We start from the raw sequence: 20474 nt of genomic DNA on the forward strand, positions 1-20474 counted from the left end.
CGGTCGATGACGGCTGGGCGGTATCTGCACCTCGACGAGATGTCGCCGTGGAGCGACCGGCTGCATCATCTGGAAGTCATCGGCATCGCCGACGAGGCGCCGGGGGTGAAGACCTTCACCTTCCGCTCCGATCCCGACCGCTGGTTCCGGTATCGTCCCGGTCAGTTCGTGACGCTGGAGCTGCCCGCGGACGGCGGCCCGCTGTTGCGCACCTATACGCTGTCGTCGTCGCCGTCGCGCCCCTTCTCGATCGCGGTGACGGTGAAGGCGCAGGCGGACAGCGTCGGCACGCGCTGGATGTTCCAGCATCTGCGGGTCGGTGCGCGCATTCGCGCTTATGGTCCGGCGGGGCAGTTCACGCATGTCGCGCATCCCGCCGCGCGCTATCTGTTCCTGTCGGCGGGATCGGGCATCACCCCGATGATGTCGATGCTGCGCTGGATGGCCGATTGCGCGCCCGCCAGCGACGTCGCGTTCGTCACGGTCGCGCGGCGGCCGGAGGATCTCATCTTCCGCTGCGAGCTGGAATTGCTCGACCGGCAGATGCCGAACCTGTCGCTTGCGATGCTGGTGCGCGACAATCCGCCGGGCGACACCTGGAGCGGGCATCGCGGCCGGCTGGATGCGGCGCGGCTGGCGATGCTGGTGCCCGACCTCCTCTCGCGCGAGGTGTTCTGCTGCGGCCCGGATACGTTCATGGCGCTCGCCGGTGACATCGTGCGCAACGCCGGGCTCGACATGGTCCGGTATCACCAGGAGAGTTTCGGCGAAGCACCGGCGCATGCGCCGAGCGAGCAGGTGGTGCCAGCGCCCTGTGCATCGGGCGAGGCGGTGTCGATCACCTTCACCGCATCGGGCGTCACCGCGCCGTGCCAGCCGGGGCAAACGGTGCTCGAGGTCGCGCGTCAGGCCGGCGTCCGTATCCCGGCGGCGTGCGAATCCGGTCTATGCGGGACGTGCAAGATCCTCAAGCAGCACGGCAGCGTCGAAATCGCGCACAATGGCGGCATTCTGGATGACGAGATCGAGGAAGGATACATCCTAGCCTGCTGCTCCCACCCAAACCAAAATCTGCACGTCGACGCCTGAGTTGGGGCGTCGCGGGTGCGTTCAGTCGACGATCGCGATCAGCGCCATCAGCGCAAAGCCGCACCAGGGCGCCAGCTGTCGCGCGATACCGAGCGCCTGTGCCGTCGTGCGATGGCGCTGCATGCCGAAGTGCAGGAACGTGCCGGCACCCAGCGCGAGGATCGTCGGTTTGACGAGCGGCCAAGCCTGCTCCTGCCGCGTGGCCACCGCGCCCAGCACGACGCCGAGCGGCAGGGCGACGACGAACGCGCTCTGCACGATCATCGCCCTGCGGCGGGACAGCGAGCTGTCGGTCAGGATCTGCGCCAAGGAGAAGGACGCTGCGCCCTTGTGCGCAATGAGCGCGAGAAACAGTACGAGAATGGCGGCCTGACGCGAGGTGGCACCTAGCGCGGCGCCGGCCAGGAAACTGTGGGCGGCGAGGGCGATGGCAGCGGCGAGTGCGGGGGCAGCGGACCGGCCGCTCCCCCACGCCAGACGTTCGAGCAGGGCGAGGCCCATGATCGTCGCGCCGCAAATGACGAACGGCCAGGGATAGCTGGCGCCATAGGTCCAATAGCCCTGCGCGGAATCGGGCAGCATGTGGATCAGGCCCGCACCCAGGAAGATGCCGGCGGCGAGCGCATCCGCGGTGGCGGCGACGGCGGACCGGCGCGACGACGGGGTCGTGCGAAAAACCGGGGCGGCGGCGGCCATCGCGACGACGACCAATATTGCGGTGAGAAGACCAAGAAGAAGGTCCCGGTGCATGATGCTGCTGCTCCCGTTCGATCCTGTCAGCGGGGCGATCGTGGGTCGCCCGTCCTGCTGCGCTTCAGCGTATTGAGGCTGCGTCTGCGATTGTGCGTACGAGGCGGCCGCATGCGGTCCGTCACGACGCTGTGAGTCGGTCCGCTACGGTGATGCGGTTCGGCGGGGGTGCGTGACCCCTGAGGCGGGGCAGGGGGCCTAGCCTGTCATGGCGCGACGTCACCGGCGCGCGCTGGGGCATGGGCATGCGCCGCAGACCGTTGCCATCGAGCCATTGTCGATCGCGCGTGTCCGTCGGCCGTCCAACCGGCAGCAGGTGCAGGAGAGGGGGCATTCGTTCTTCGTCCCATATCTAACCCAACGTATGCGATGGTATAACGTCGCTCGCAATTGGCATTTTGAGGACGGATGCTTGCTATCGCTTGCGCCATTGGTCCGCGATCGAGGAATTGTCGGAAATACTCCGTTATTGGGAGGATGCAGCCTGCGTGTGGGGAGGCTCAGTCTCTGGGGCGGATCCGCGGCCGAGACGTTATCCCCGTGACGTGGCGTCGACCGCACAGCGCGTGGATTGGAGAGGCAAGGTGACCGCAAGCCCGCGTGAAACGGCGCTCATGCTGCTCGCATCCCGGGCGGCGGACGCGAGCGTGTGCCCGAGCGAGGTCGCGCGCGCGATCGCACCGGAGGGCTGGCGCGCGGCGATGCCGTCGGTCCATGCCGCCATCGATAGGCTGGTCGAAGAGGGCCGCGTTCAGCTCAGCTGGAAGGGGAAGACGCTTCCCAAACGCAGCGGTCCCTATCGGATCGGCCGCGTAGTCGCGGGCTGACGGGCGATCCACGACCGTCGTCGGAGCGCCGACGGTCGTAATCCCGGTCCGCTCAGTCCGCGGCCGTTCCTGTCGGGGCGGGGCGGGCGGCCTGCTTTGGCTTGACGTAGCGATCGAGCCAGTCGGTCATCTGCCACAGCGTCTCTTCGGTCGATTCCAGCGCGCGATAGCCGTGCGGCTCGTTCGGCAGGACGACATAGCGGACGGTCGCGCCATTACCCTTCAGCGCGGCATACATCCGCTCCGACTGGATCGGGAAGGTGCCGCTATTGTCGTCGGCGCCGCCGTGGATCAGCAGGATCGGCGCCTTGATCCGGTTCGCATAGGTAAACGGGCTCATCTCGGTATAGGTCGGCGTCGCCTGCCAATAGGTGCGCTGTTCCGCCTGGAAGCCGAACGGGGTCAGCGTGCGGTTGTACGCACCCGACCGGGCGATGCCGGCGCGGAACAGATCGGTGTGCGCGAGCAGGTTGGCGGTCATGAACGCGCCATAGCTGTGGCCGCCCACCGCCATGCGGTTACGGTCGCTAACGCCGAGCTTCACCACTGCATCGACGGCGGCCTCGGCATCCTCGCGCAGCTGTTTGACATAGGTGTCGTTCGCCTCCGCGCCGCCTTCGCCGATGATCGGCATCGCGGGATTGTCGAGGATCGCATAGCCTTGCGTCAGCAGGAACAGATGGCTGATGCCGCGCGGGCGCACGAAGCGATTGCCCTGGTCGACCGTCTGACCGGCGACCTTGGCGTCGGTATATTCGGCCGGATAGGCCCAGAGCAACGTCGGCAACGGCCCGTCACGCTTGGCGTCATAGCCGGCCGGCAGATACAGCGTCCCCGACAGCGGCACGCCGTCGGCGCGGGCATAGGTGATCGTCTTCTGGGTCACGCCCGCGAACACCGGTGCGGGATCGGCGAAGGCGGTGACGGCCTTCGCCTGGCCGCCCTTGACGCTGCGGATCATGTAATTGGGTGCGAGCTTGGCGCTCTCCCGCCGGGTCAGGATCCGCTGCCCGCTGTCGTCGAGCAGCGCCACGACGCTTTCGTAATAGGGCGCCTTGGCCGTCCACAGCCGGGTCTGTGCGCCGCCGGCGAGGGGCATGGTCGCGAGGAAGGGGAAGGCGCCCGCCTTGGTCGCGCCGTCGCCCCGCACATAGACGGCGTCATGGCGGGGGGTGAAGCGCATCACCCGCTTGCCCGCGGCATTGTCCTCCAGGATCGGATCGCCGGGATCGCCATATTGATCCTGGTAATTGCGGGTGAGCAGCATCCGGCTCTCTCCCGGACGCGACGGAGCGACGGCCTGACGATGTTCGGTGCGCGATCGCCATTCGCGGTCGATCACCATCGCAAAGCCGTCGTCGCCCCATAACGTCGTCGCGTAGCGCGCGGGCGTCTTGGCCAGCTCGACTGGCGCGGCGTCGAAGGGCGCGGCCTGCATCATCACCTTGTCGTGGAAGGCGATCTTCACGCGCGGGTTGCCGCCATCGAGCGCTTCGGCCCAGACCAGCGTCGCGGGCGCATCGGCGCGCCATTCCGCGTCGCGTGGGCCTTTGACGGTCGCGTCGAAGTCGACGGGCAAGTCGTCGGCCAGCGGGCGGTCGACGAGCGTCTTCACCGGCTTGCCGTCGATCGTCGACACCGCAATCTCGGTAGGGAAGAAGCGCGCGGGCAGCAGATAGGAATAGGGCCGCTTCAGCCGCTCGGTCAGCAGGTAACGGCCGTCGGGCGACACGCTGAAGTCGGTGATCAGCCCCGGCGTTCCGATCGGCTGCGCGGTTCCGTCGAGCGCGACGCGGGTCAGCTGGCCGGTGAAATAATGGTCGAACAGCGCCTCGTCATGCGCGTCGCCGAGCAGATCCTCATAGGTGCGCGCGGCCGAGGTGCGGCCGTTGCTTTCCTGCACCACCGGGCCGGTCGGCGTAGTCGACGCGACCGGTGCGGGCCCGCGCCCGGCGGGGACGGTATAGGCGATCAGGGCTTTGCTGTCGGGCGTCCAGACGAACGGCGTGCCGAAGCTGCCGTTCAAACCCTTGGCGACGACGCGTGCGCTACCGTCACGCTCCGCGATCCAGAGCGACAGGCTATCGGGCTCCTGCGCGTAGAAGGCGACGTGGCGGCCATCGGGCGACCAGTCCGGCGCGGCGAAGCGCAGCCCCGCCGGCAGGTGGGCGGCCACCGTTCGGCCGCTGGCAATATCCTTGAAGCTCAGCGCGTTCAGCCACTGCACGCGAACCTCGGCCTGACCGTTGGTCGCGGGGTCGATCCGATAGCCGCCCAGCCGCAGGATCGGCTTGGAGAGATTGGCGATCGACGGCAGGTTCTCGCGCCCGAAGATGGCAAGCGTGTTGTGATCGGGGCTGACGGCCACCGCGGGGGTGGGGGACGCCTCCAGCGCCTTGGCGATCGCATCCGGTGCGCGGTGATAGGTGGTGCCGGCCGGCTGGGCATGGGCCGTGGTGGCAAGCAGCAGAGCGATCAGGCAGGCACCAGCGCGCATTCGTAACCCCTTATGTGACGGTTCGTTCATGTGCCACGAGGCCATCGCGCCTGCCAGCGATTTCGGGATCGGTTGCGTGCGGCGGGGGTGCGGGTGGGGCTGTCGCGACGAGATTTCGGGCAAGGTCGGAACCGAGCGAACGCGGCGTCAGTGAAAGGCAGAGTGGACGGTGGCGTGATCGCACGACACGGGCGTCGACGATATGCCGGACTTGCGCTCCCACGGCCGGCGGTGCCGCGTAGATACCTCAGAACGCCTAACGTCTTGAAAGCTTCGGCAAGATAGAGAAGCCCACGGAAGGTGGTGACGCACTTGGGCTCGAACCAAGGGCCCGCTGATTAAGAGAGCGGAATACCGAACTATAAATGAAATACTTAGTTGTATTCGTGCATATCAATTTTGTCTTTAACTACTTCAAAATAAAAACGCCGGCCAATGGCTTACAGCCCCATTCTAGTCACATGAAAGATGCGACTAAATCGCGTTCGGACAATTGCATGGGGAGCGGCTCGCCTTCGAGTGCGCGTTAGTCGTCGCCGTAAAATAGCGTCGCGAAAGGCTTGGCTGTCATTGCCCGAAAGCGTTCGATTTTCTCAAGTGTCGAAGATGACGCGAACTTGGCCAACTTCCATGGTCTCCAGGATGCCCAATGCGGTTGTCGCTTTTCCAGAAAGGCAGTGCTCCCCTCTTGAGCATCGGGGCTCGAGAAGATTTCAGCCATGACAGCGTTCGATTGCTCCCAGAACGACAGTTCGTCCAATTCTGATCGAGCGGGAGATCGACATCTGCCATGAGACGGTGCGGCTGTGGTGGAACAGGTTCGCGCCGCTATTTGCCGGTTATATCCGTCGCCAGCGGGTCAGCCGGATGCGGGGCTTTCGTCGATGGCGATGGCATCTCGACGAGATGTACGTGAAGCTCAACGGCGAGATGGTCCATCTGTGGCGGGCGGTGGGCCACGAGGGCGAGGTGCTGGAGAGCTACGTCACCAACACGCGCGGCAAGCCGACGATCCTGGCGCTGGGTGCAGGCACGTTTCTTCACCTCGCCACGCAGCGCGATCGCACGTAAGACCAGGCTTCCGGCATCGCGCGCGGGCGCTGGCTGGCGCCGTGGTTCGGCTTTGCGGTGATGGCTTTGATTGCGATCGTCGACTGATTATCCGCACCGCCCTTGGATGGCGGCCGTTCACGTGCTGATCTGGCGCCCCCGGCCGATCGAAGCGTACCGGTTGCCGTCGTTTCCAAACGCGAAGTTGGGGAACGCGATGCCAATATACGGTCGAACCGTAAGACAAGCCTATTTACGCCGACAACGGGACTTAATACGATATGGTATATCGTCACATAAAGGAATTCTGGTGTCGCGGTACTGCACCTTCGGGATCTGGCGCATAGCGACACTCTCCGGTCGTGCGACCATGGATAGCATAACCCTGCTCGACCACGTCCCCATGCATGCCGGTTCGGCATCGCTGTGGCCGGAACGCGGGCCGTGATTATCCTGCCCTTCCTGCTCGGCGCTGTGGCCGGCCTGTCGACCTATGTCGGCGGCAGGCTCGCGATGCGCTGGGGGCAACGGCGCGACCTGTTATTTGGGCTGACCGGTGCTATGGTCATCGGACTGGCCCTTCTCGATCTGTTACCCGAGGCATTGGAAAGCGGCCAAAGCGTACACGGCGCCCACATCGTCTTCGGTGCGACGGTGGCCGGCGCGGTCCTCTATATCCTGCTCCGCCGGTTGCCAGCCGCCGGTGCGGCAGGGCGCATCAGCCTCATCCGGCACAGCGTCATATACGGCCTCGGCCTTGGCATCGCCTTCCAGCTTTCGAGCGCAACCGGCTGGCTGGTCGCGATCGCGGTGCTCGCGCATGACATGGCCGATGGCGCGAACATGGTCGGCTTGAGCGCGCGGTCGGGCGAGACCGAACGAGGGCATTGGTGGCTCATGGTCAATGCCGCCGCGCCGCTTGTCGGTGTCGCGACCGGTCAGGCGATACCCGTCGATCTCGGACGCGTCTCGCTGCCGCTAGGCGCTATTCGCCGGTGGCGTCCTCTATATCGGAGCGTCGGAGCTGCTGCCCCGCAGCCGGAGCGGACGGTCCTGTGTGGCAAGCGGGCTGGCGAGCCTGTGTGGCATCGCCGCCATGGCCGGAGCGGTTCATTTTGCCGGTCAGCCTTTCCCGTCCCGTCCTCAACCTCAGCAAAGGAACTGACATACCTATGCGTTTCCTGACGATCCCGCTCGTTACCGCCCTTACGATCGCAGCCCCCGCTACGGCGCAGGACGCGCCCAAGGAAGCGCAGCCCGGCGGCAAGTCTCCGGTTGCAGTCTATGACGAGAAGGTGGCGAAGGCTGTGGGCGACGCCTGGGTGATGCCCCCCGCGACGGAGCAGGAAAGCGTGACCGCGCATAGCGTCGTCGTCGATGGCCGTACGCTGAAATATCATGCGACTGCGGGTACGGTCACGATCAAGGACGATAGCGCCAAGCCGACCGCCAGCGTCTTCTACGTCGCCTATACGCTCGACGGCGCCGCGCCCGGCACGCGGCCGGTAACCTTCTTCTACAATGGTGGCCCCGGCTCCTCGTCGGTGTGGCTGCACATGGGCTCATTCGCGCCGATGCGGGTGAAGACCGCCAATCCCGAATATATCCGCCCCGCCCCTTATGGCTTCGGCCCCAACCCGGACACGCTGCTGGACAAGACCGATCTCGTCTTCATCGACATGGTCGGCGCAGGCTATTCGCGCCCGCTCGGCGATGCGACGGGCAAGCAGTTCTGGGGTGTCGACGAGGATGCCGACGCCTTCGCCAAGACGATCCTTCGCTGGACGACGAAGAACGGCCGCTGGACCAGCCCGAAATTCCTGTTCGGCGAAAGCTACGGCACGACACGTTCGGCGGCCCTTGCCTATCAGTTGCAGGATCGGGGCATGGCGCTGAACGGCGTCGTGCTGCTTTCCTCGATCCTCAACTACGGCATCGAGCAGCAGGGCTATGACCAGAGTTATATCAGCTATCTGCCAAGCTATGCCGCGACCGCATGGTATCATGATCGCCTCGCGAACAAGCCCGCCGATCTTCCGGCCTTCCTGACAGAAGTACGCGCCTTCGCTGCCGGCCCCTATGCGCAGGCCCTCAGCAAGGGACAGAATCTGTCCGATGCGGAGGAGGATGCGATCGCCACCCGCATGGCCGCCTATACCGGCCTGTCCGCGACCTTCATCAAGCGCGCCAAGCTGCGCGTCGATCTCGGCCGGTTCCAGAAGGAACTGCTCCGCGACCAGGCGCTGACCGTGGGGCGGTTCGACAGCCGCTACACGGGCGTCGATGCGGACTCGGCCGGCGAAAACCCCGATTTCGACGCCTCGGACACCGCGATTTCCGGCGCGTTCGTCACGACGTTCAGCGACTATGTGCAGCGCGACCTGAACTATAAGCCGGGGCTGGATTATCGCATCGGTGCCTATGGCCTTAAGGACTTCGATTGGAACTGGAAGCACAAGGCGCCGGGATCGGGATATCCGATGAACAACCCCGACGTCGCCGTCGATCTTGCCGCCGCGATCCGCACCAACCCCTATCTCAAAGTCCTGTCGCTGAACGGGTGGTACGACATGGCGACGCCCTTCTTCGCCACCGAATACGACATCTCTCACATGCTTCTGGACAAGAAGCTGCGTGGTAATGTCAGTTTCAAATATTACCCCTCAGGCCACATGATCTACCTCAACCCGGAGGCCTTGCACCAGCTTCACACCGATCTGGCCCACTTCTATGACGAGACAGTGGCCGCATCCGCGCAGAACCGTCCGGCGGGTCGGTAACGCTGACGACGCCGGGCCTCGGCCTACGCGGTCCTGGCCGGCATTTCGGGCTTGTCCTCTCCTGTCCTTCGCCAGGCCTGTGCGGGCGGAGGACGGGGCGGTGACGTTCGATGATCCGCTTCGGCGATGCCGATCGTCTCGGGCGGCGATCGCGGGGGCGGTGCGCACACGTGATCTGCTCGGCTGGGGCGCCCTGCCGCTTGGTATGTCCGCGCTCTATCCGGTGCTGGCGATCGGATTCCTGTTGATAGCCTCGTTCGGCATGTGGGCTCGGCAGCACGTCGACGGGGTCGGTGGCGACATGCACGAGGCCGGCATCGCGTTGACGGAAACGTGCCGGCTTTTGTTTGCCGCAATCGCCATCGACTGATCAGGTTCTCGTGACAGCATTCGATCAACCGGGGTTGTCAATGTGACGATGTATCATTACTCAGCGCGCTCCAATTTGGGCGGGGGCGTGAATGAGGAGCGGAGCGATTGTCGCAGCCGTTATGGCCGGTCTGACGACAGGAAATGCGTTCGCGCAGAAGCAGGTTGATGACGCGACGGAGATATCCGGAGACATCGTCGTCACCGCCGCCCGCACGCAGGAACGGCGGCAGGATGTCGCCTCGGCCATCCAGGTCATCACCGACCAGCAGCTCGACCGGACGGTCGCGACCAATTTCCTCGACCTGCTCAAGAAGAACGCCGCGATCGACGTGATCCAATATCCCAACGGGCTGGGCGGCATCAGCCTGCGCGGTCTGCGGCCGGATTTCGAGTTCACGATCAATCCGCGCACCTTGGTGCTGGTCGACGGCCGCCCGTCGGGATCGACCAGCCTCAACACCGTCGCGCCGGAAAGCATCGCCCGCGTCGAGGTGCTGCGTGGGCCGGCGTCTGCGGTTTATGGCGCATCGGCGATCGGCGGCGTCGTCAACATCATCACCCGCCGTTCGAGCGGCCCGCTCTCGGGCCAATTCACGGTGGGCGGCGGATCGTTCGAGACGATCCGTTCCGGCGTGACGCTGGGCGGCGATCTTGGGGGCGGCGCAGACTTCGACCTGGACCTCGGCTATGTCCGCCAGAACGGCGAGTTCCGCACCGGCGACGGCCTGATCCGACCGAACAGCGACTCGATGCGGGCGTCCGGCCGGGGACGGATCGGCGCGACGCTGTCACCGATCGTCCGGCTGGATAGCAGCGTCGACTTCTCAAACCTGGACAACAACGCGCCGGGGCCGCTGTCCTTCAACCCGCAGAGCCGTTCGGCGAACAATGTCGGCCGGATCAGCGGCGACACCCGCCTCGAGATCACGCCGACGGCCCATGATATCCGGGTGGTCGGCTACGGATCGCGCGAGGACTATCGCTATTCGGAAGTGCCGGCGGCGGCCCCGCGCTACCTGTCGAACTACACGATCACCCGCTATCGCGGTGCGCAGGTGCAGGACACGTGGCAGCTGTTCGATCCGCTGCGCGTCACCTACGGGTTCGATTACCAGAAGGTCGCCGCCACGCGCGCCTCCTACCTCGCGAGTGGCGCGCGGCGTTCCCCCTCAGCCCCGAACGAAGAGCGGACCACCAAGGCGGTGTTCGGCGAAGCGCGACTCGACCTGCTCGACGACCGGCTGATCCTGACCGCGGGCGGACGCTACGACTGGATCACCGTGCGGACGCTCGCGACGCCTTTTCGCCTGAACTTCACGCCCGGAACGGCGGATTTCGGGGTGTTCAACCCTCGCGGCGGTGCGGTCGTGAAGCTGACCGACACGCTGCGGCTGCACGGCACCATCGGCCGCGCCTTCGTGCCGGCGCAGGCGATCCAGCTCGCCGGCGAAAGCGAGGAGTTCGCCGGCCGGCAACGCCGCGTGACCTTCGGCAACCCCAACCTCCAGCCCGAGCGCAACACGACGTGGGATGCCGGCGTCGGCTACTCCAACGCCTGGATCGACGCCGACGTCACCTATTTCGATTCCCGCACCCGCAATCGCATCACCACCGTCGTCGTCAGCGAGACGCCGACGCTGCGGCAGACGAGCTACGTCAATTCCGACCGTTCCCGGTCGCGCGGAATCGAGGGCAATGTGGCGCTCGACGCCGGGTTGCTCGCCGGCCTGCCCGAGGGACGCATCAGCCTGACCGGCAACGTCACCCACTTGATCGAGTCGGAGGATCTGCTGCCGGCCGGCGCGACGCCGATCCGCAACGTGGCGGACTGGACCGCGACGGGATCGCTCACGCTGTCCGACGGCGACCGCCTGTCGCTGACCGGCACCATCCGCACCGTGGGCGACCGGTTCGACACCGACAATAGCCAAGGGCGGCTGTTCACCGGCGGCCGCGGCGGACTGTTCACCTACGACCCGTTCACCACGGTCGATTTCAGCGGTCGCTGGCGGGTGACGCCGCGCGACACGATCCGGCTGGAAGCCGCGAACGCATTCGACGTCGCCTATTATGAGAAGGGGGATTATCCGATGCCCGGCCGCACGGTCTTCGCCCGCTACGTGCGGAGGCTCTGACATGTGGGCCAAGGACGCGCTCGCCGCGATCTCCGATCTCCTGTTCCTGCCGGTCGTCGTCGCGCTGATTGGCGTGGTCGCGTGGACGGCGATCGCCAGCGGCCTGTTCCTGCGCGCGCTGATCGAACGCTGGCGTGGCCGGCGACCGGCGCGCGACCGCTATCGCGCGCGCATCGATGCCGCGCTGACCGGAGATGCCCATACAGACGAACTCGCGGTGGAGGAGATCGTCGCGCGGGCGGAGGCGGACGCCGCACGCTCGCTCAACACTGTCCGCTTCGCGATCCGGGTCGGCCCGTCGCTGGGGCTGATGGGCACGCTGATCCCGATGGCGACCGCGCTGTCGGGCCTCGCGCGCGGCGACCTGCAATTGCTCGCCGCCAACATGACGATCGCCTTTTCGGCGACCGTCGTCGGCCTCGCGGTCGGCGTCGTCGCCTATGTCGTCGCGATGGTCCGCGAAGGCTGGGCGCGCGCCGACCTCGACGCCGTCCGGTTCCACGCCGAGCGCGCGTTGAGGTTAGAGGAATGAGTCGCCGCGCGGTCCGCTTCGCCCGTCGTCGCGATGACCAGAGCTGGCAGGACGATCCGTTGTCGGGCGTTGCCAACCTGTTCGACATCAGCCTCGCCTTCATCGTCGCGATGGTGGTCGCGCTGTTCTCGACGCTGCGCGTCCCCTCGCTGATGGATCCGTCGAGCAACTGGACGATGACTCGCACCACCCCCGACGGGCGGATGGAGATCGTCCGCAAGGACGGCCGCCAGATCAAGGTGGAACAGGTCAGCGACAGGACGCTGAGCGGCAACGGCGACCGGTTGGGGGTCGCCTATCGCCTGCCCGACGGGCGCGTCGTCTATGTGCCGGAGGGCGAGGCGGGGCCGGCGCGGTGAGGCTGGTCGCGGCGATCCTGTTCCTGGTCGCGCTGCTGCCGTCCGTCGCGACGGCGCAGCACCGGCCGCGCATCGCGGTCGTATCGATCCACATCGCCGAGATGCCGACGATCGCGCGGGCGGCGGCGAAGCGGGTGGCGGGCGACGTCGCGGTCGACTTCTACGGTCTTGGCGGCGGCCTGCTGCCTGGTATCGAGGGGGTCGATCTCGGTCGCTACGACCTCGTCATCATCGACGCGGCGGGGCCGCGCCTGCTCAACTTCAGCGCGCAGATCGAGGCGGTGAAACGCCGAACGAAGGTGCTGATTGTCGGGGCCGGCACGCCGGTGACCGGCAATATCGATCCCGCCGAGCATCCCGATATCGCGCGCTACTGGAGCAACGCGACCGAGGACAATTACGCCGGCCTGTTCCTCTATGCCGCGCGGCTAGCCGGGTGGACGACCGGCACCGTCCCGCCGCCGGTCGTCCACCCCGCGCTCGCACTGTGGCATCCCGACGCCGACGGGCCGTTCGCAACGCTGGCCGACTATCTGGCCTGGGAAGTCAGGCGCGTGCCAAACGCCGCGAACAGACCGCGGATCGGCATCCTGTTCTACCGCAACCTCGTGCTTGCGCGGAACACGGCGGTCATCGCCGCGCTGTTCCGCGAAGTCGAGGCGCAGGGCGGACTGCCGGTGCCGGTCTGGCGCGAGGGGAGCGGCGACCTTGCCTCCTCGCTGCTCGGCGACTGGGGGATCGACGCGTTGATCCTGTGCGCCAACCGCATCGACTATGCCGACGCCGTCCGCGGCGTCGCGGAGGCGAAGCGGCTGGGCGTGCCACCGCTCGGCTGCGCCACCGACTATCGCCGCAGCCCGGAGGAATGGCGCGCGAACTCCGGCGGGTTCGCACCTGGTCAAACCGGCGAGTTGGCGCTGTCCGAGCTGGAGGGGATCGTCGAGCCGATGACGGTGGGCGCCCGCGCGGTCGCCGCCGATGGTACCGCCGCATATGTCGCGCTGCCCGAACAGGTGCGCTGGCGCGTCGCGCGGGCGATGGCCTGGGCGCGCCTGCACCGGCTGCCCAACGCAGACAAGCGGATCGTCGTCACCTACCATAACGAAGAACCGGGCGCAGCCGACGTCGGCAGCGATCCCGACAGCTATCTCGACGCGCAGGCGAGCCTTGCCGCGCTGCTCGACCGGTTGCGGCACGAAGGCTATGACACCGGCACCGCGCTGCTGCCCGATGCCGCCGGACTCGGCCGGATGATGGCGGCGCAGACCAACGTCGCGCGCGGCGACGACGCGGCGCTGCGCCGGCGGATCGCCGACGGCGCGATCACGATACCGGAAGGCGAATATCTCAGCTGGTATGCCGGCCTGCCCGCCGCCGTGCGCGCCGCAACCGAGCGTCAATGGGGGCGGCCGCCAGGCGGGCTGATGACCACCGCGATCGACGGCCGGCGCGTCATCGTCGTGCCGGCGTTCCGCATCGGCAAGGTCACGATCGCCGCGCATCCGCTATGGGGGCCGCAGGACGCGGATGCGGTCGGCACGCTCGGCGCACTGCCGCCGCATCACCAGTATCTCGCCTTTTACCTGTGGATGCAGCGGCGGGAGCGCGCCGATGCCTTCCTGCCGATCTTCACCCAGCTGTCGCTGATGCCGGGCAAGCAGGAAGGTCCGGCGGCGGACGACCCGGTCGGCGTGCTGATCGGCGCACTGCCGCACATCTCGCCGCTGCCGCTCCAGGCCAACGGCGGGGTCGGCAACAAGCGGCGCGCGCAGGCGGTCACGATCGGCTTTATGCCGGGGCTCGTGCGCGCGGGCCTGTCGCCTGATCTCGCCGCGATCGAGCGGCTTCTTGCCGCCGCACCGGTCGACCAGGCCGCGGTGCGCGGTGCGGCGGTGCGGGCCGGGCTTGCCGGCGCGCTGGGGAGCGATCCGGCGCGCGCGCCATGGTCGACGCTGAAGCCGGCGTTGCGACGCTACCTCGCGGAGACGGCGGCGGCGCCAATGCCCGATGGCGGTCATGTGCTTGGTCGAGCACCTGATGCCGGAACGACAGCGCGGCTGGTGCAGGCGATGCTGGCCGGTGACGGCAATGACGCTCCGCCGCTCGACGCCATTGCCCGGGCGATCGCCGGCGAGGATGCGCTTCCCGCCGACCTGGCCACACGTGCGCGCGACTACGCCACACGGCTGGCGCACGCCCCGCGCGAGATCGACGCGATCGTGACGGCGCTGGCTGGCGGCTATGTCGAGCCCGGGCCGATGCAGGACGCGATCCGTAACCCCGACGCGCTGCCCGCCGGTCGTAATCCCTACACGCTCGACGTCCGTGCTGTGCCGACACGCGAAGCCTGGGTGACCGGTAAGCGCCTCGCCGACGAGATGCTCGCAGCCTATCGCGCGAAGCACAACGGCGCCCCGCGCAAGGTCGCCTTCATCCTGTGGTCCGGCGAGACGGCTCAGAACGGCGGGACCGCCGAGGCGCAGATCCTCCACCTGCTCGGGCTGGAGCCGGTGTGGAACGCGCGCGGGCAGGTTACCGACGTGGCGCTGGTGCCGCGCGCGACACTCGGCCGCCCGCGCGTCGACGTACTCGTCACCACCTCGGGCACCTATCGCGATCATTTCGGCGAGAAGCTGGCGTTGATCGCCCGTGCGGTGCTACTTGCCTCGCAGGCGGACGAGCCCGACAATGCGGTGCGCATCGACACCCGCGCCCGCGTGGACGCGGCAATCCGCGCTGGCGTCGCGCCGGACCTGGCCGAGAAATGCGCGCTGCGCCGAATCTTCTCGACCGCGCCGGGCGCCTATTCTCCCTCGACCCAGTTCGCGATCAAGCAGGGCTGGAACGCCGAACGGCTCGACCGACTGTATCGCGACCGGCTGGGCCACGCCTACGGCGACGATGGTGCCAACGGCGAGCCCGACGCCGCTGCCTTCGCCGCCAATCTGGACCGGGTGGACGCCGCCGTGTTCGGTCGCACCTCCAACGCATATGGCGTGCTCGATACGCCGTTGCCCGCCGCCTACCTCGGCGGGCTGATCGGCGCGGTGCGCGGCCAGACCGGCCGGTCGATCGACGCCTATGTCGCTAACGGTCAGGTAAGCGGGTCGGCACGGATCGAGAGCCTCGACCGCTTCTATGCCCGCGAGCGCGACAGCCGCTATCTCAACCCGGCGTGGATCAAGGCGATGATGGCGGGCGGCTACGACGGCGCCCGCCATATGGCGGATCTGGTCGAAGCGATGCAGCTATGGGAGGCGACAAAGCCTGATCTGGTTTCCGACCGCGACTGGCGGGCGGTGCGCGAGGTCTATGTCGAGGACCGCTACAAGCTCGGCCTCCGCAAATGGTTCGCGCGCAACAACCCGGCAGCGGGAGCGAAACTGATCGAAGCGGCACAGGGGTTCGCCGGCACCGCGACCGCTCGCGTGGGACTGTCGACGGCCCCGTCGAGCGGCATCCCGGCCACCGCTGCGACACCCGCGACGATCGCGCGCCCGCCACGTGCGGGCGCGCCTGCCGTCCCGCAGGTCTCTGGCTTCGAGTTGAAGGAGGTTGCCGACAGCGCGATCGCCGCAGCCGACGGACGATCGTCGCTCGGTCCCCTCATGCTCGTGCCGCTACTCCTGCTGCTGGGTATCGGCGCCGCCAGACGACCCCGCTGGTAGCGGGGCGATCGTCAGCGTCGCGTCGACGTCCAGGTGCGCCTCGATCGCGAACGCGATCTGGAGGCTATCCTGCACCCGCGTCCCTGACAGCCGCCCCGTCGCGTCAGGCGACATCTGCCGCGGCCTGCTCGTCGGCCTCGAGGTTCGCGATCAGGCGGTGGAGCAGGGCGACGAGGATATCGGTCTCCAGCGCGCTGAACCCACGCAGCGCGCGCGCATTCTTGCCCAGCAGCACCTCGCGCCCGATCGCGGCGATCGCCTGTCCGCGCTCGGTCAATGCGATCATCGCCGATCGCCGGTCGCTTTCGTGCGGCGTGCGGGCAATCAGGTCCAACGTCTCGAGCCGCCCCAGCAGCGCAACCATCGCAGGCTGCTTCACCGCAGACGCACATACCAGGTCGCGCTGCGCCATCGGCCCCTTCCAAGACAGCAGCATGATCGGCCCGATCAGCGCCAACGTCACCCCGTGCGGGCGCAGCGCCGCATCGACCACCCGGTTGAACACCGTTGCGGCATGGTTGGCGAGATAGCCCGGCGCGGCGATCGCCTCGGGATGCATGTCGGTTCGGTCGGTCATGCCACACCGTAGGGTCGGGACGGCACCGGGATCAATGAAGCACTATGGAACATCATATGTGATGTATCTGTTATGCCAACAATCCTGTTGGAGGTTGGCAGACATGAAAGGCAGGGTTTTGGTCACTGGCGCAAGCGTCGCCGGCGTCACAGCGGCATGGTGGCTGGCGCGACAGGGCATGCCAGTCGATCTGGTCGAGCGAGTCGCGTCGTTTCGCGATGGCGGACAGAATGTGGACGTCCGCGGCGCAGGCCGTGCGGTGTTGCGCCGCATGGCATTGGAACAGGCGGCGCTCGATCTCAGCACCAGCGAATACGGCACCGACCTAGTCGACAGCGACAACCAGGTGATCGCCCGCTTCGGCGTCGACGAGGGTGGCGACCGGGGTCCCACCGCCGAGCTGAAAATCCGTCGCGGCGACATCGCGCGGCTGATCTACGACGATCTCGGCGACGGCGTCGACGCGCGGTTCGGCGACCATGTCGCGGGCATCGCGCAGGACGATGCCGGCGTCGACGTCACCTTCGCAAGTGGCCGCCCCGGGCGCTATGCGACGGTAATCGTCGCCGAGGGGGTCGGGTCGTCGACACGCGAGCTCGTCTTTCCCGGCGAGAACGATCCGCGCTGGATGGACATGACCGTCGCCTATTTTTCGGTCCCGCGCCGCGATCATGACGGCGATTATGCCCGCCTCTACAACACGACCGAGGGGCGCGGTGCGATCCTGAAGCCCGATCGGGAGGCGACGACGCTGGGCGCGTATATCGGCATGCAGGGCAAGGCCGACGGCACGCAGGATTGGGACAGTGACCGCCAAAAGCGCCATGTCCGTGAACGCTTCGCCGATGTCGGATGGGAAATGCCGCGACTGCTCGACGCGATGCAGGCGACCGACGACTTCTATTATGACGCGATGCGGCAGGTGCGGATGGACCGCTGGTCGAACGGCCGAGTGTTCCTGACCGGGGATGCGGCGTGGTGCCCGACCGGTCTGTCGGGGATGGGGACCACGCTGGCGATCGTCGGCAGCTATGTATTGGTGGGCGAACTCTGCCGGCATGCCGATCCGATGGCAGCCGCGCGAGGCTATGAAGCGGTGATGCGGCCCTATGTCGAGGAGGGGCAAAGCCTCCCCAAGATCGTGCCCCGGCTGATGTGGCCGCACAGTCGGCTCGGCGTCGGAGCGCTGCGCACCGCCGCCCGGGTCGTCAGCGCTGCGCCGCTGCAAAAGCTGGTGACAGCGAACTTCGCGCGTGATGCCGAAAAGGTCGACCTGCCCGACTATCCGCTGGCGACTGGGCGAGCCGCCGAACCAGTCGCGTGACGATCGCCGGTCCCGGTAGCGCCGGAACCGGTCGCACGATCAGGCGGCGGTCTGGTACAGCTCGATCAACATGCCTTCATTGTCGCGAATGAAGACCCAGCGGTCGCCGCTGCCATCGGGCACATCGCTGACCGGATACGCCTGCTCGACGCCGTTCGCCAGCAGCTCGGCCAGCGTCGCGTCGATATCGTCGATGAGGATCGCGAAATGGTTGATCCCGCCGATACGCAGGTTGCTGAGCGCTTCCTTGCGCTCCGGCGCCATCGGGGCGGCGCCGTCGATCTGAAACAGCTCCAGCTTCACCGCGCCGCGCCCGATGAACGCGACCCGCGCACCGGGAAACCCGAAGGTCGACAGGACCGCAAAGCCCAGATGGCGTTCATACCACGCGATCGTGGCATCGAGATCCTGTACGATGACGCCGATATGATGAAGCGATTGCAGGCGCGCCGACATGGCCGATGTTTCCTAGTGTTGAGAGCTTGGTCATCGAAGCATCTATATCACTATCGATATAAGGCGATGCAAGGGTTTGGCGGCGGACTGAGCCGCACGTCACTTCGCCGATCCGAATGCTACGTCGGACGGTAAGAGAGGCGGAGCGTGCGACGGGAGCCCGGACGAGCTGAGAGCCACCATCTGAAGGCATCAAACGATCGGTCGCTCGGGGAGCGCTGCGGGCAGAGGTCAAAGCGCGAGGCGGATGCCATCGCTACGTTTGCCCAGCTTATCGGCGGTGCGCGTCCCTGATCGTCATCAGACGACATGCGGCCTTCGAACTGCAAAAGTCCCTACAGCATCCGCGGCAAGACGTCGGTATCCTTCCCGGCGTCGACGAACCGATGCTTTAGCACACCGGCGATATGCAGGATGATCAGGCCGAGCAGCGTATAGGCGAGCGTCTTGTGCAGCCATTGGAAGATGGCGAAGGCGCGATCATTCTTCGCCAGCAGTTCGGGCAGTTCGATGCCGAAGAATGGCACGCCATCGCTCTGGGTGAAGCTGCTCGACATCGCATAACCCATCAGCGGCACGATGATCGCGAGTGTCAATATCGCATATTGCACGACGGTCGAGAGCCGTGCTTCCCACGGCGCAAGCCCCGGCGGGTGGCCGGGCAGGATCGAGCGCGTCCGCGCCACGATCGCCACCGTGCCTGTCAGGAAGGCAAGTACGCCGAACTCCTTGTGAACCGGATAGAACCAGTCGAAGCGGGCGGCTATCTTCTCCGGTAGCGTCGTCATGATCCAGCCCAGCCCGATCAGGCCCAGGATCAGCCCCGCGCGGATCCAGTGAAGTAGCCGGTTCGGTAGCGGATAACGGGTCGGAATGGTGTGATCGTTCGTCATGCAGGCCTGTCGAATATGCTAAGACAAGGGTGAAAGCGCTGGATTTCGAGCCCGCCACTCCCTGCTCAACATGGCATATTGGAACGTATTTTCGAAGATGGGATGCCCTTCGGCATCGTTGATGAAGGACACGAAGTCGAGGAACAGTCCTTCACGCCGCATACCCAGCCGTTCGCACAGGCGCTGTGAGCGGACATTGCTATCCTCCACATAGGCATAAATGCGACGCACGCCGTGTCTCTTGAACAGTCCGTCAGGGTCTGGCGGAACACCGCGATTGTGCCCGACGGACCGGTGCCGGCCAGTGCCAGCTTCACCCCGCCCTCGATGTTGCTCGCTGTCTCCGGCACCGGCGACACGTTCCGATGAAGCCGAACGGCGCGCGGAACGCCGTCGCATAGCCCGCGAATAGAGCGACGCCCTTTACCACGTCGAAAGTCGCGCCAATCCGGGGCGAGAGGTGCGTGTAGGTCGTTGGCGACGCCGATATTGCTGTTCTCGACGAACTTCAGCGAGGTCAGGCGCCCCCCCCCCCGGTCAGGTGAAGCGGGCCATAGGTCGCCCGATCCTGGATGTAGCCGGCGAACGTCGAGAAGCGATCGTCGGTGTAGGAGTTGACCGGAAGCTAGGGTGTGTAGCGCAGATCGTAGCTGAGGATCGACAGGTCGATCGTGCCCGAGGGGCCGTCGCTGACGAACAGGCCCATCGCGCTGTAGAAGCTGGTCCAGTCGTAATTGGCCCCGGCCAGCAGCTTGTGCGTGCCGCCCAGCAAATCGGCGCCTTAGGCCAGGTTGGCATCGACGGTCGCTTCCCTGGTGCGGTTGCGCATCGTGATCGGGAACACGTGGCAGAGCGGTGCGACCGCTTCGGTGGGGAAGAGGCCCGGATAGACGATGCTGCCCTGTTCATCGATCACGCTCGAATAATAGCACCCACTCACCCTGCGACGCTGATTTCAACGGTTGGGTCGCATCGTTCCGAGCCTTACGCAGACGATCGAAGACATATGGGTGAAGGGCGGCCCGTGGAGGACGATTGCTATCGTGCGATGGACCTCGACTGGAGTACCTCTTGATGGGCAGCCTTACGAGAACCACGGCGTTCACATCGTCGTACTGCGCTGGGGTAAGGCCGTGTCGATCGACGCCAATGAGGACAGCCAGGC

At 66.5% G+C, this 20474-nt stretch carries 19 protein-coding genes and 1 pseudogene; 11 read left to right on the forward strand and 9 right to left on the reverse strand.

The window, feature by feature from the left end:
- Window positions 1-6 precede the first annotated feature (6 nt).
- Window positions 7-1089, forward strand: a complete 1083-nt coding sequence (locus SPHME3_RS0111080; RefSeq protein WP_017979093.1) for a hybrid-cluster NAD(P)-dependent oxidoreductase — start codon at window positions 7-9, stop codon at window positions 1087-1089.
- 21 nt (window positions 1090-1110) lie between these two features.
- Here the strand turns inward: SPHME3_RS0111080 and SPHME3_RS0111085 are convergent, their stop codons facing one another.
- Window positions 1111-1839, reverse strand: a complete 729-nt coding sequence (locus tag SPHME3_RS0111085) for a ZIP family metal transporter (RefSeq protein ID WP_231292023.1) — start codon at window positions 1837-1839, stop codon at window positions 1111-1113.
- A 584-nt stretch (window positions 1840-2423) separates the two neighbouring features.
- Between SPHME3_RS0111085 and SPHME3_RS0111090 the strand changes: the two genes are divergently transcribed.
- On the forward strand, window positions 2424-2666 hold the full coding sequence (locus tag SPHME3_RS0111090) for a DUF3253 domain-containing protein (protein WP_024310556.1): 243 nt from the start codon (window positions 2424-2426) through the stop codon (window positions 2664-2666).
- 52 nt (window positions 2667-2718) lie between these two features.
- Here the strand turns inward: SPHME3_RS0111090 and SPHME3_RS0111095 are convergent, their stop codons facing one another.
- Complete coding sequence (locus SPHME3_RS0111095) at window positions 2719-5163, reverse strand: alpha/beta hydrolase family protein (protein WP_017979090.1); 2445 nt, start codon at window positions 5161-5163, stop codon at window positions 2719-2721.
- A 750-nt stretch (window positions 5164-5913) separates the two neighbouring features.
- On the opposite strand from SPHME3_RS0111095, the pseudogene SPHME3_RS21800 reads away from it, so the two are divergent.
- The 8 genes and pseudogenes from SPHME3_RS21800 to SPHME3_RS0111135 all read left to right on the forward strand — a co-directional run.
- Window positions 5914-6222 (forward strand): annotated as a pseudogene (locus tag SPHME3_RS21800) (DDE-type integrase/transposase/recombinase); the annotation flags it as partial.
- 435 nt (window positions 6223-6657) lie between these two features.
- Window positions 6658-7398, forward strand: coding sequence for a ZIP family metal transporter (locus SPHME3_RS20045; protein ID WP_196795640.1), 741 nt, complete (start codon window positions 6658-6660; stop codon window positions 7396-7398).
- On the forward strand, window positions 7386-8993 hold the full coding sequence (locus SPHME3_RS0111110; protein ID WP_017979088.1) for a S10 family peptidase: 1608 nt from the start codon (window positions 7386-7388) through the stop codon (window positions 8991-8993). The genes SPHME3_RS20045 and SPHME3_RS0111110 overlap by 13 nt, the downstream gene beginning before the upstream one ends.
- A gap of 100 nt (window positions 8994-9093) precedes the next feature.
- On the forward strand, window positions 9094-9363 hold the full coding sequence (locus SPHME3_RS0111115; RefSeq protein WP_020486519.1) for a hypothetical protein: 270 nt from the start codon (window positions 9094-9096) through the stop codon (window positions 9361-9363).
- A 121-nt stretch (window positions 9364-9484) separates the two neighbouring features.
- On the forward strand, window positions 9485-11500 hold the full coding sequence (locus tag SPHME3_RS0111120) for a TonB-dependent receptor (RefSeq protein ID WP_017979086.1): 2016 nt from the start codon (window positions 9485-9487) through the stop codon (window positions 11498-11500).
- Window position 11501: 1 nt separating this feature from the next.
- Window positions 11502-12032 (forward strand): MotA/TolQ/ExbB proton channel family protein, encoded by a 531-nt coding sequence (locus tag SPHME3_RS0111125; RefSeq protein ID WP_017979085.1) that lies wholly within the window; start codon window positions 11502-11504, stop codon window positions 12030-12032.
- A complete protein-coding gene (locus SPHME3_RS0111130) occupies window positions 12029-12391 on the forward strand; it encodes a DUF2149 domain-containing protein (protein WP_017979084.1) in 363 nt (120 codons plus the stop codon). The genes SPHME3_RS0111125 and SPHME3_RS0111130 overlap by 4 nt, the downstream gene beginning before the upstream one ends.
- On the forward strand, window positions 12388-16059 hold the full coding sequence (locus SPHME3_RS0111135) for a cobaltochelatase subunit CobN (protein ID WP_017979083.1): 3672 nt from the start codon (window positions 12388-12390) through the stop codon (window positions 16057-16059). The genes SPHME3_RS0111130 and SPHME3_RS0111135 overlap by 4 nt, the downstream gene beginning before the upstream one ends.
- Window positions 16060-16162: 103 nt before the next feature.
- On the opposite strand, the gene SPHME3_RS0111145 is transcribed toward SPHME3_RS0111135, so the two are convergent.
- A complete protein-coding gene (locus SPHME3_RS0111145; protein WP_017979082.1) occupies window positions 16163-16636 on the reverse strand; it encodes a MarR family winged helix-turn-helix transcriptional regulator in 474 nt (157 codons plus the stop codon).
- Between the two features lie 103 nt (window positions 16637-16739).
- Here SPHME3_RS0111145 and SPHME3_RS20050 point away from each other — a divergent pair, with 103 nt between their 5' ends.
- Window positions 16740-17960, forward strand: coding sequence for an FAD-dependent monooxygenase (locus SPHME3_RS20050; RefSeq protein WP_037476567.1), 1221 nt, complete (start codon window positions 16740-16742; stop codon window positions 17958-17960).
- 39 nt (window positions 17961-17999) lie between these two features.
- On the opposite strand, the gene SPHME3_RS0111155 is transcribed toward SPHME3_RS20050, so the two are convergent.
- The 6 genes from SPHME3_RS0111155 to SPHME3_RS21680 all read right to left on the reverse strand — a co-directional run bounded on the left by SPHME3_RS0111155 (window position 18000) and on the right by SPHME3_RS21680 (window position 20225).
- The gene (locus tag SPHME3_RS0111155) at window positions 18000-18416 is read right to left on the reverse strand and encodes a VOC family protein (protein ID WP_017979080.1); all 417 of its coding nucleotides are present in this window, start codon (window positions 18414-18416) and stop codon (window positions 18000-18002) included.
- A 335-nt stretch (window positions 18417-18751) separates the two neighbouring features.
- A complete protein-coding gene (locus SPHME3_RS0111160; protein ID WP_017979079.1) occupies window positions 18752-19309 on the reverse strand; it encodes a cytochrome b in 558 nt (185 codons plus the stop codon).
- Between the two features lie 18 nt (window positions 19310-19327).
- Window positions 19328-19540, reverse strand: coding sequence for a GNAT family N-acetyltransferase (locus SPHME3_RS20700; protein WP_196801617.1), 213 nt, complete (start codon window positions 19538-19540; stop codon window positions 19328-19330).
- Window positions 19541-19622: 82 nt separating this feature from the next.
- A complete protein-coding gene (locus tag SPHME3_RS21750) occupies window positions 19623-19799 on the reverse strand; it encodes a TonB-dependent receptor domain-containing protein (protein WP_145957907.1) in 177 nt (58 codons plus the stop codon).
- Between the two features lie 135 nt (window positions 19800-19934).
- Window positions 19935-20081, reverse strand: a complete 147-nt coding sequence (locus tag SPHME3_RS21355) for a hypothetical protein (RefSeq protein WP_017979077.1) — start codon at window positions 20079-20081, stop codon at window positions 19935-19937.
- 9 nt (window positions 20082-20090) lie between these two features.
- A complete protein-coding gene (locus SPHME3_RS21680; protein WP_257785366.1) occupies window positions 20091-20225 on the reverse strand; it encodes a hypothetical protein in 135 nt (44 codons plus the stop codon).
- Between the last annotated feature and the right edge of the window lie 249 nt (window positions 20226-20474).

It is taken from the genome of Sphingomonas melonis DAPP-PG 224 (genome assembly GCF_000379045.1).
Classification (GTDB): domain Bacteria; phylum Pseudomonadota; class Alphaproteobacteria; order Sphingomonadales; family Sphingomonadaceae; genus Sphingomonas; species Sphingomonas aquatilis.

What these genes read in the sequence shown, in the direction of transcription:
- SPHME3_RS0111095 (WP_017979090.1), bottom strand. Translation starts at nt 5,163, where the DNA reads ATGCGCGCTGGTGCCTGCCTGATCGCTCTGCTGCTTGCCACCACGGCC.
- SPHME3_RS0111110 (WP_017979088.1), top strand. Translation starts at nt 7,386, where the DNA reads ATGCGTTTCCTGACGATCCCGCTCGTTACCGCCCTTACGATCGCAGCC.
- SPHME3_RS0111155 (WP_017979080.1), bottom strand. Translation starts at nt 18,416, where the DNA reads ATGTCGGCGCGCCTGCAATCGCTTCATCATATCGGCGTCATCGTACAG.
- SPHME3_RS0111085 (WP_231292023.1), bottom strand. Translation starts at nt 1,839, where the DNA reads ATGCACCGGGACCTTCTTCTTGGTCTTCTCACCGCAATATTGGTCGTC.
- SPHME3_RS0111120 (WP_017979086.1), top strand. Translation starts at nt 9,485, where the DNA reads ATGGCCGGTCTGACGACAGGAAATGCGTTCGCGCAGAAGCAGGTTGAT.
- SPHME3_RS0111080 (WP_017979093.1), top strand. Translation starts at nt 7, where the DNA reads ATGACGGCTGGGCGGTATCTGCACCTCGACGAGATGTCGCCGTGGAGC.
- SPHME3_RS0111145 (WP_017979082.1), bottom strand. Translation starts at nt 16,636, where the DNA reads ATGACCGACCGAACCGACATGCATCCCGAGGCGATCGCCGCGCCGGGC.
- SPHME3_RS0111125 (WP_017979085.1), top strand. Translation starts at nt 11,502, where the DNA reads ATGTGGGCCAAGGACGCGCTCGCCGCGATCTCCGATCTCCTGTTCCTG.
- SPHME3_RS0111130 (WP_017979084.1), top strand. Translation starts at nt 12,029, where the DNA reads ATGAGTCGCCGCGCGGTCCGCTTCGCCCGTCGTCGCGATGACCAGAGC.
- SPHME3_RS0111160 (WP_017979079.1), bottom strand. Translation starts at nt 19,309, where the DNA reads ATGACGAACGATCACACCATTCCGACCCGTTATCCGCTACCGAACCGG.
- SPHME3_RS20050 (WP_037476567.1), top strand. Translation starts at nt 16,740, where the DNA reads ATGAAAGGCAGGGTTTTGGTCACTGGCGCAAGCGTCGCCGGCGTCACA.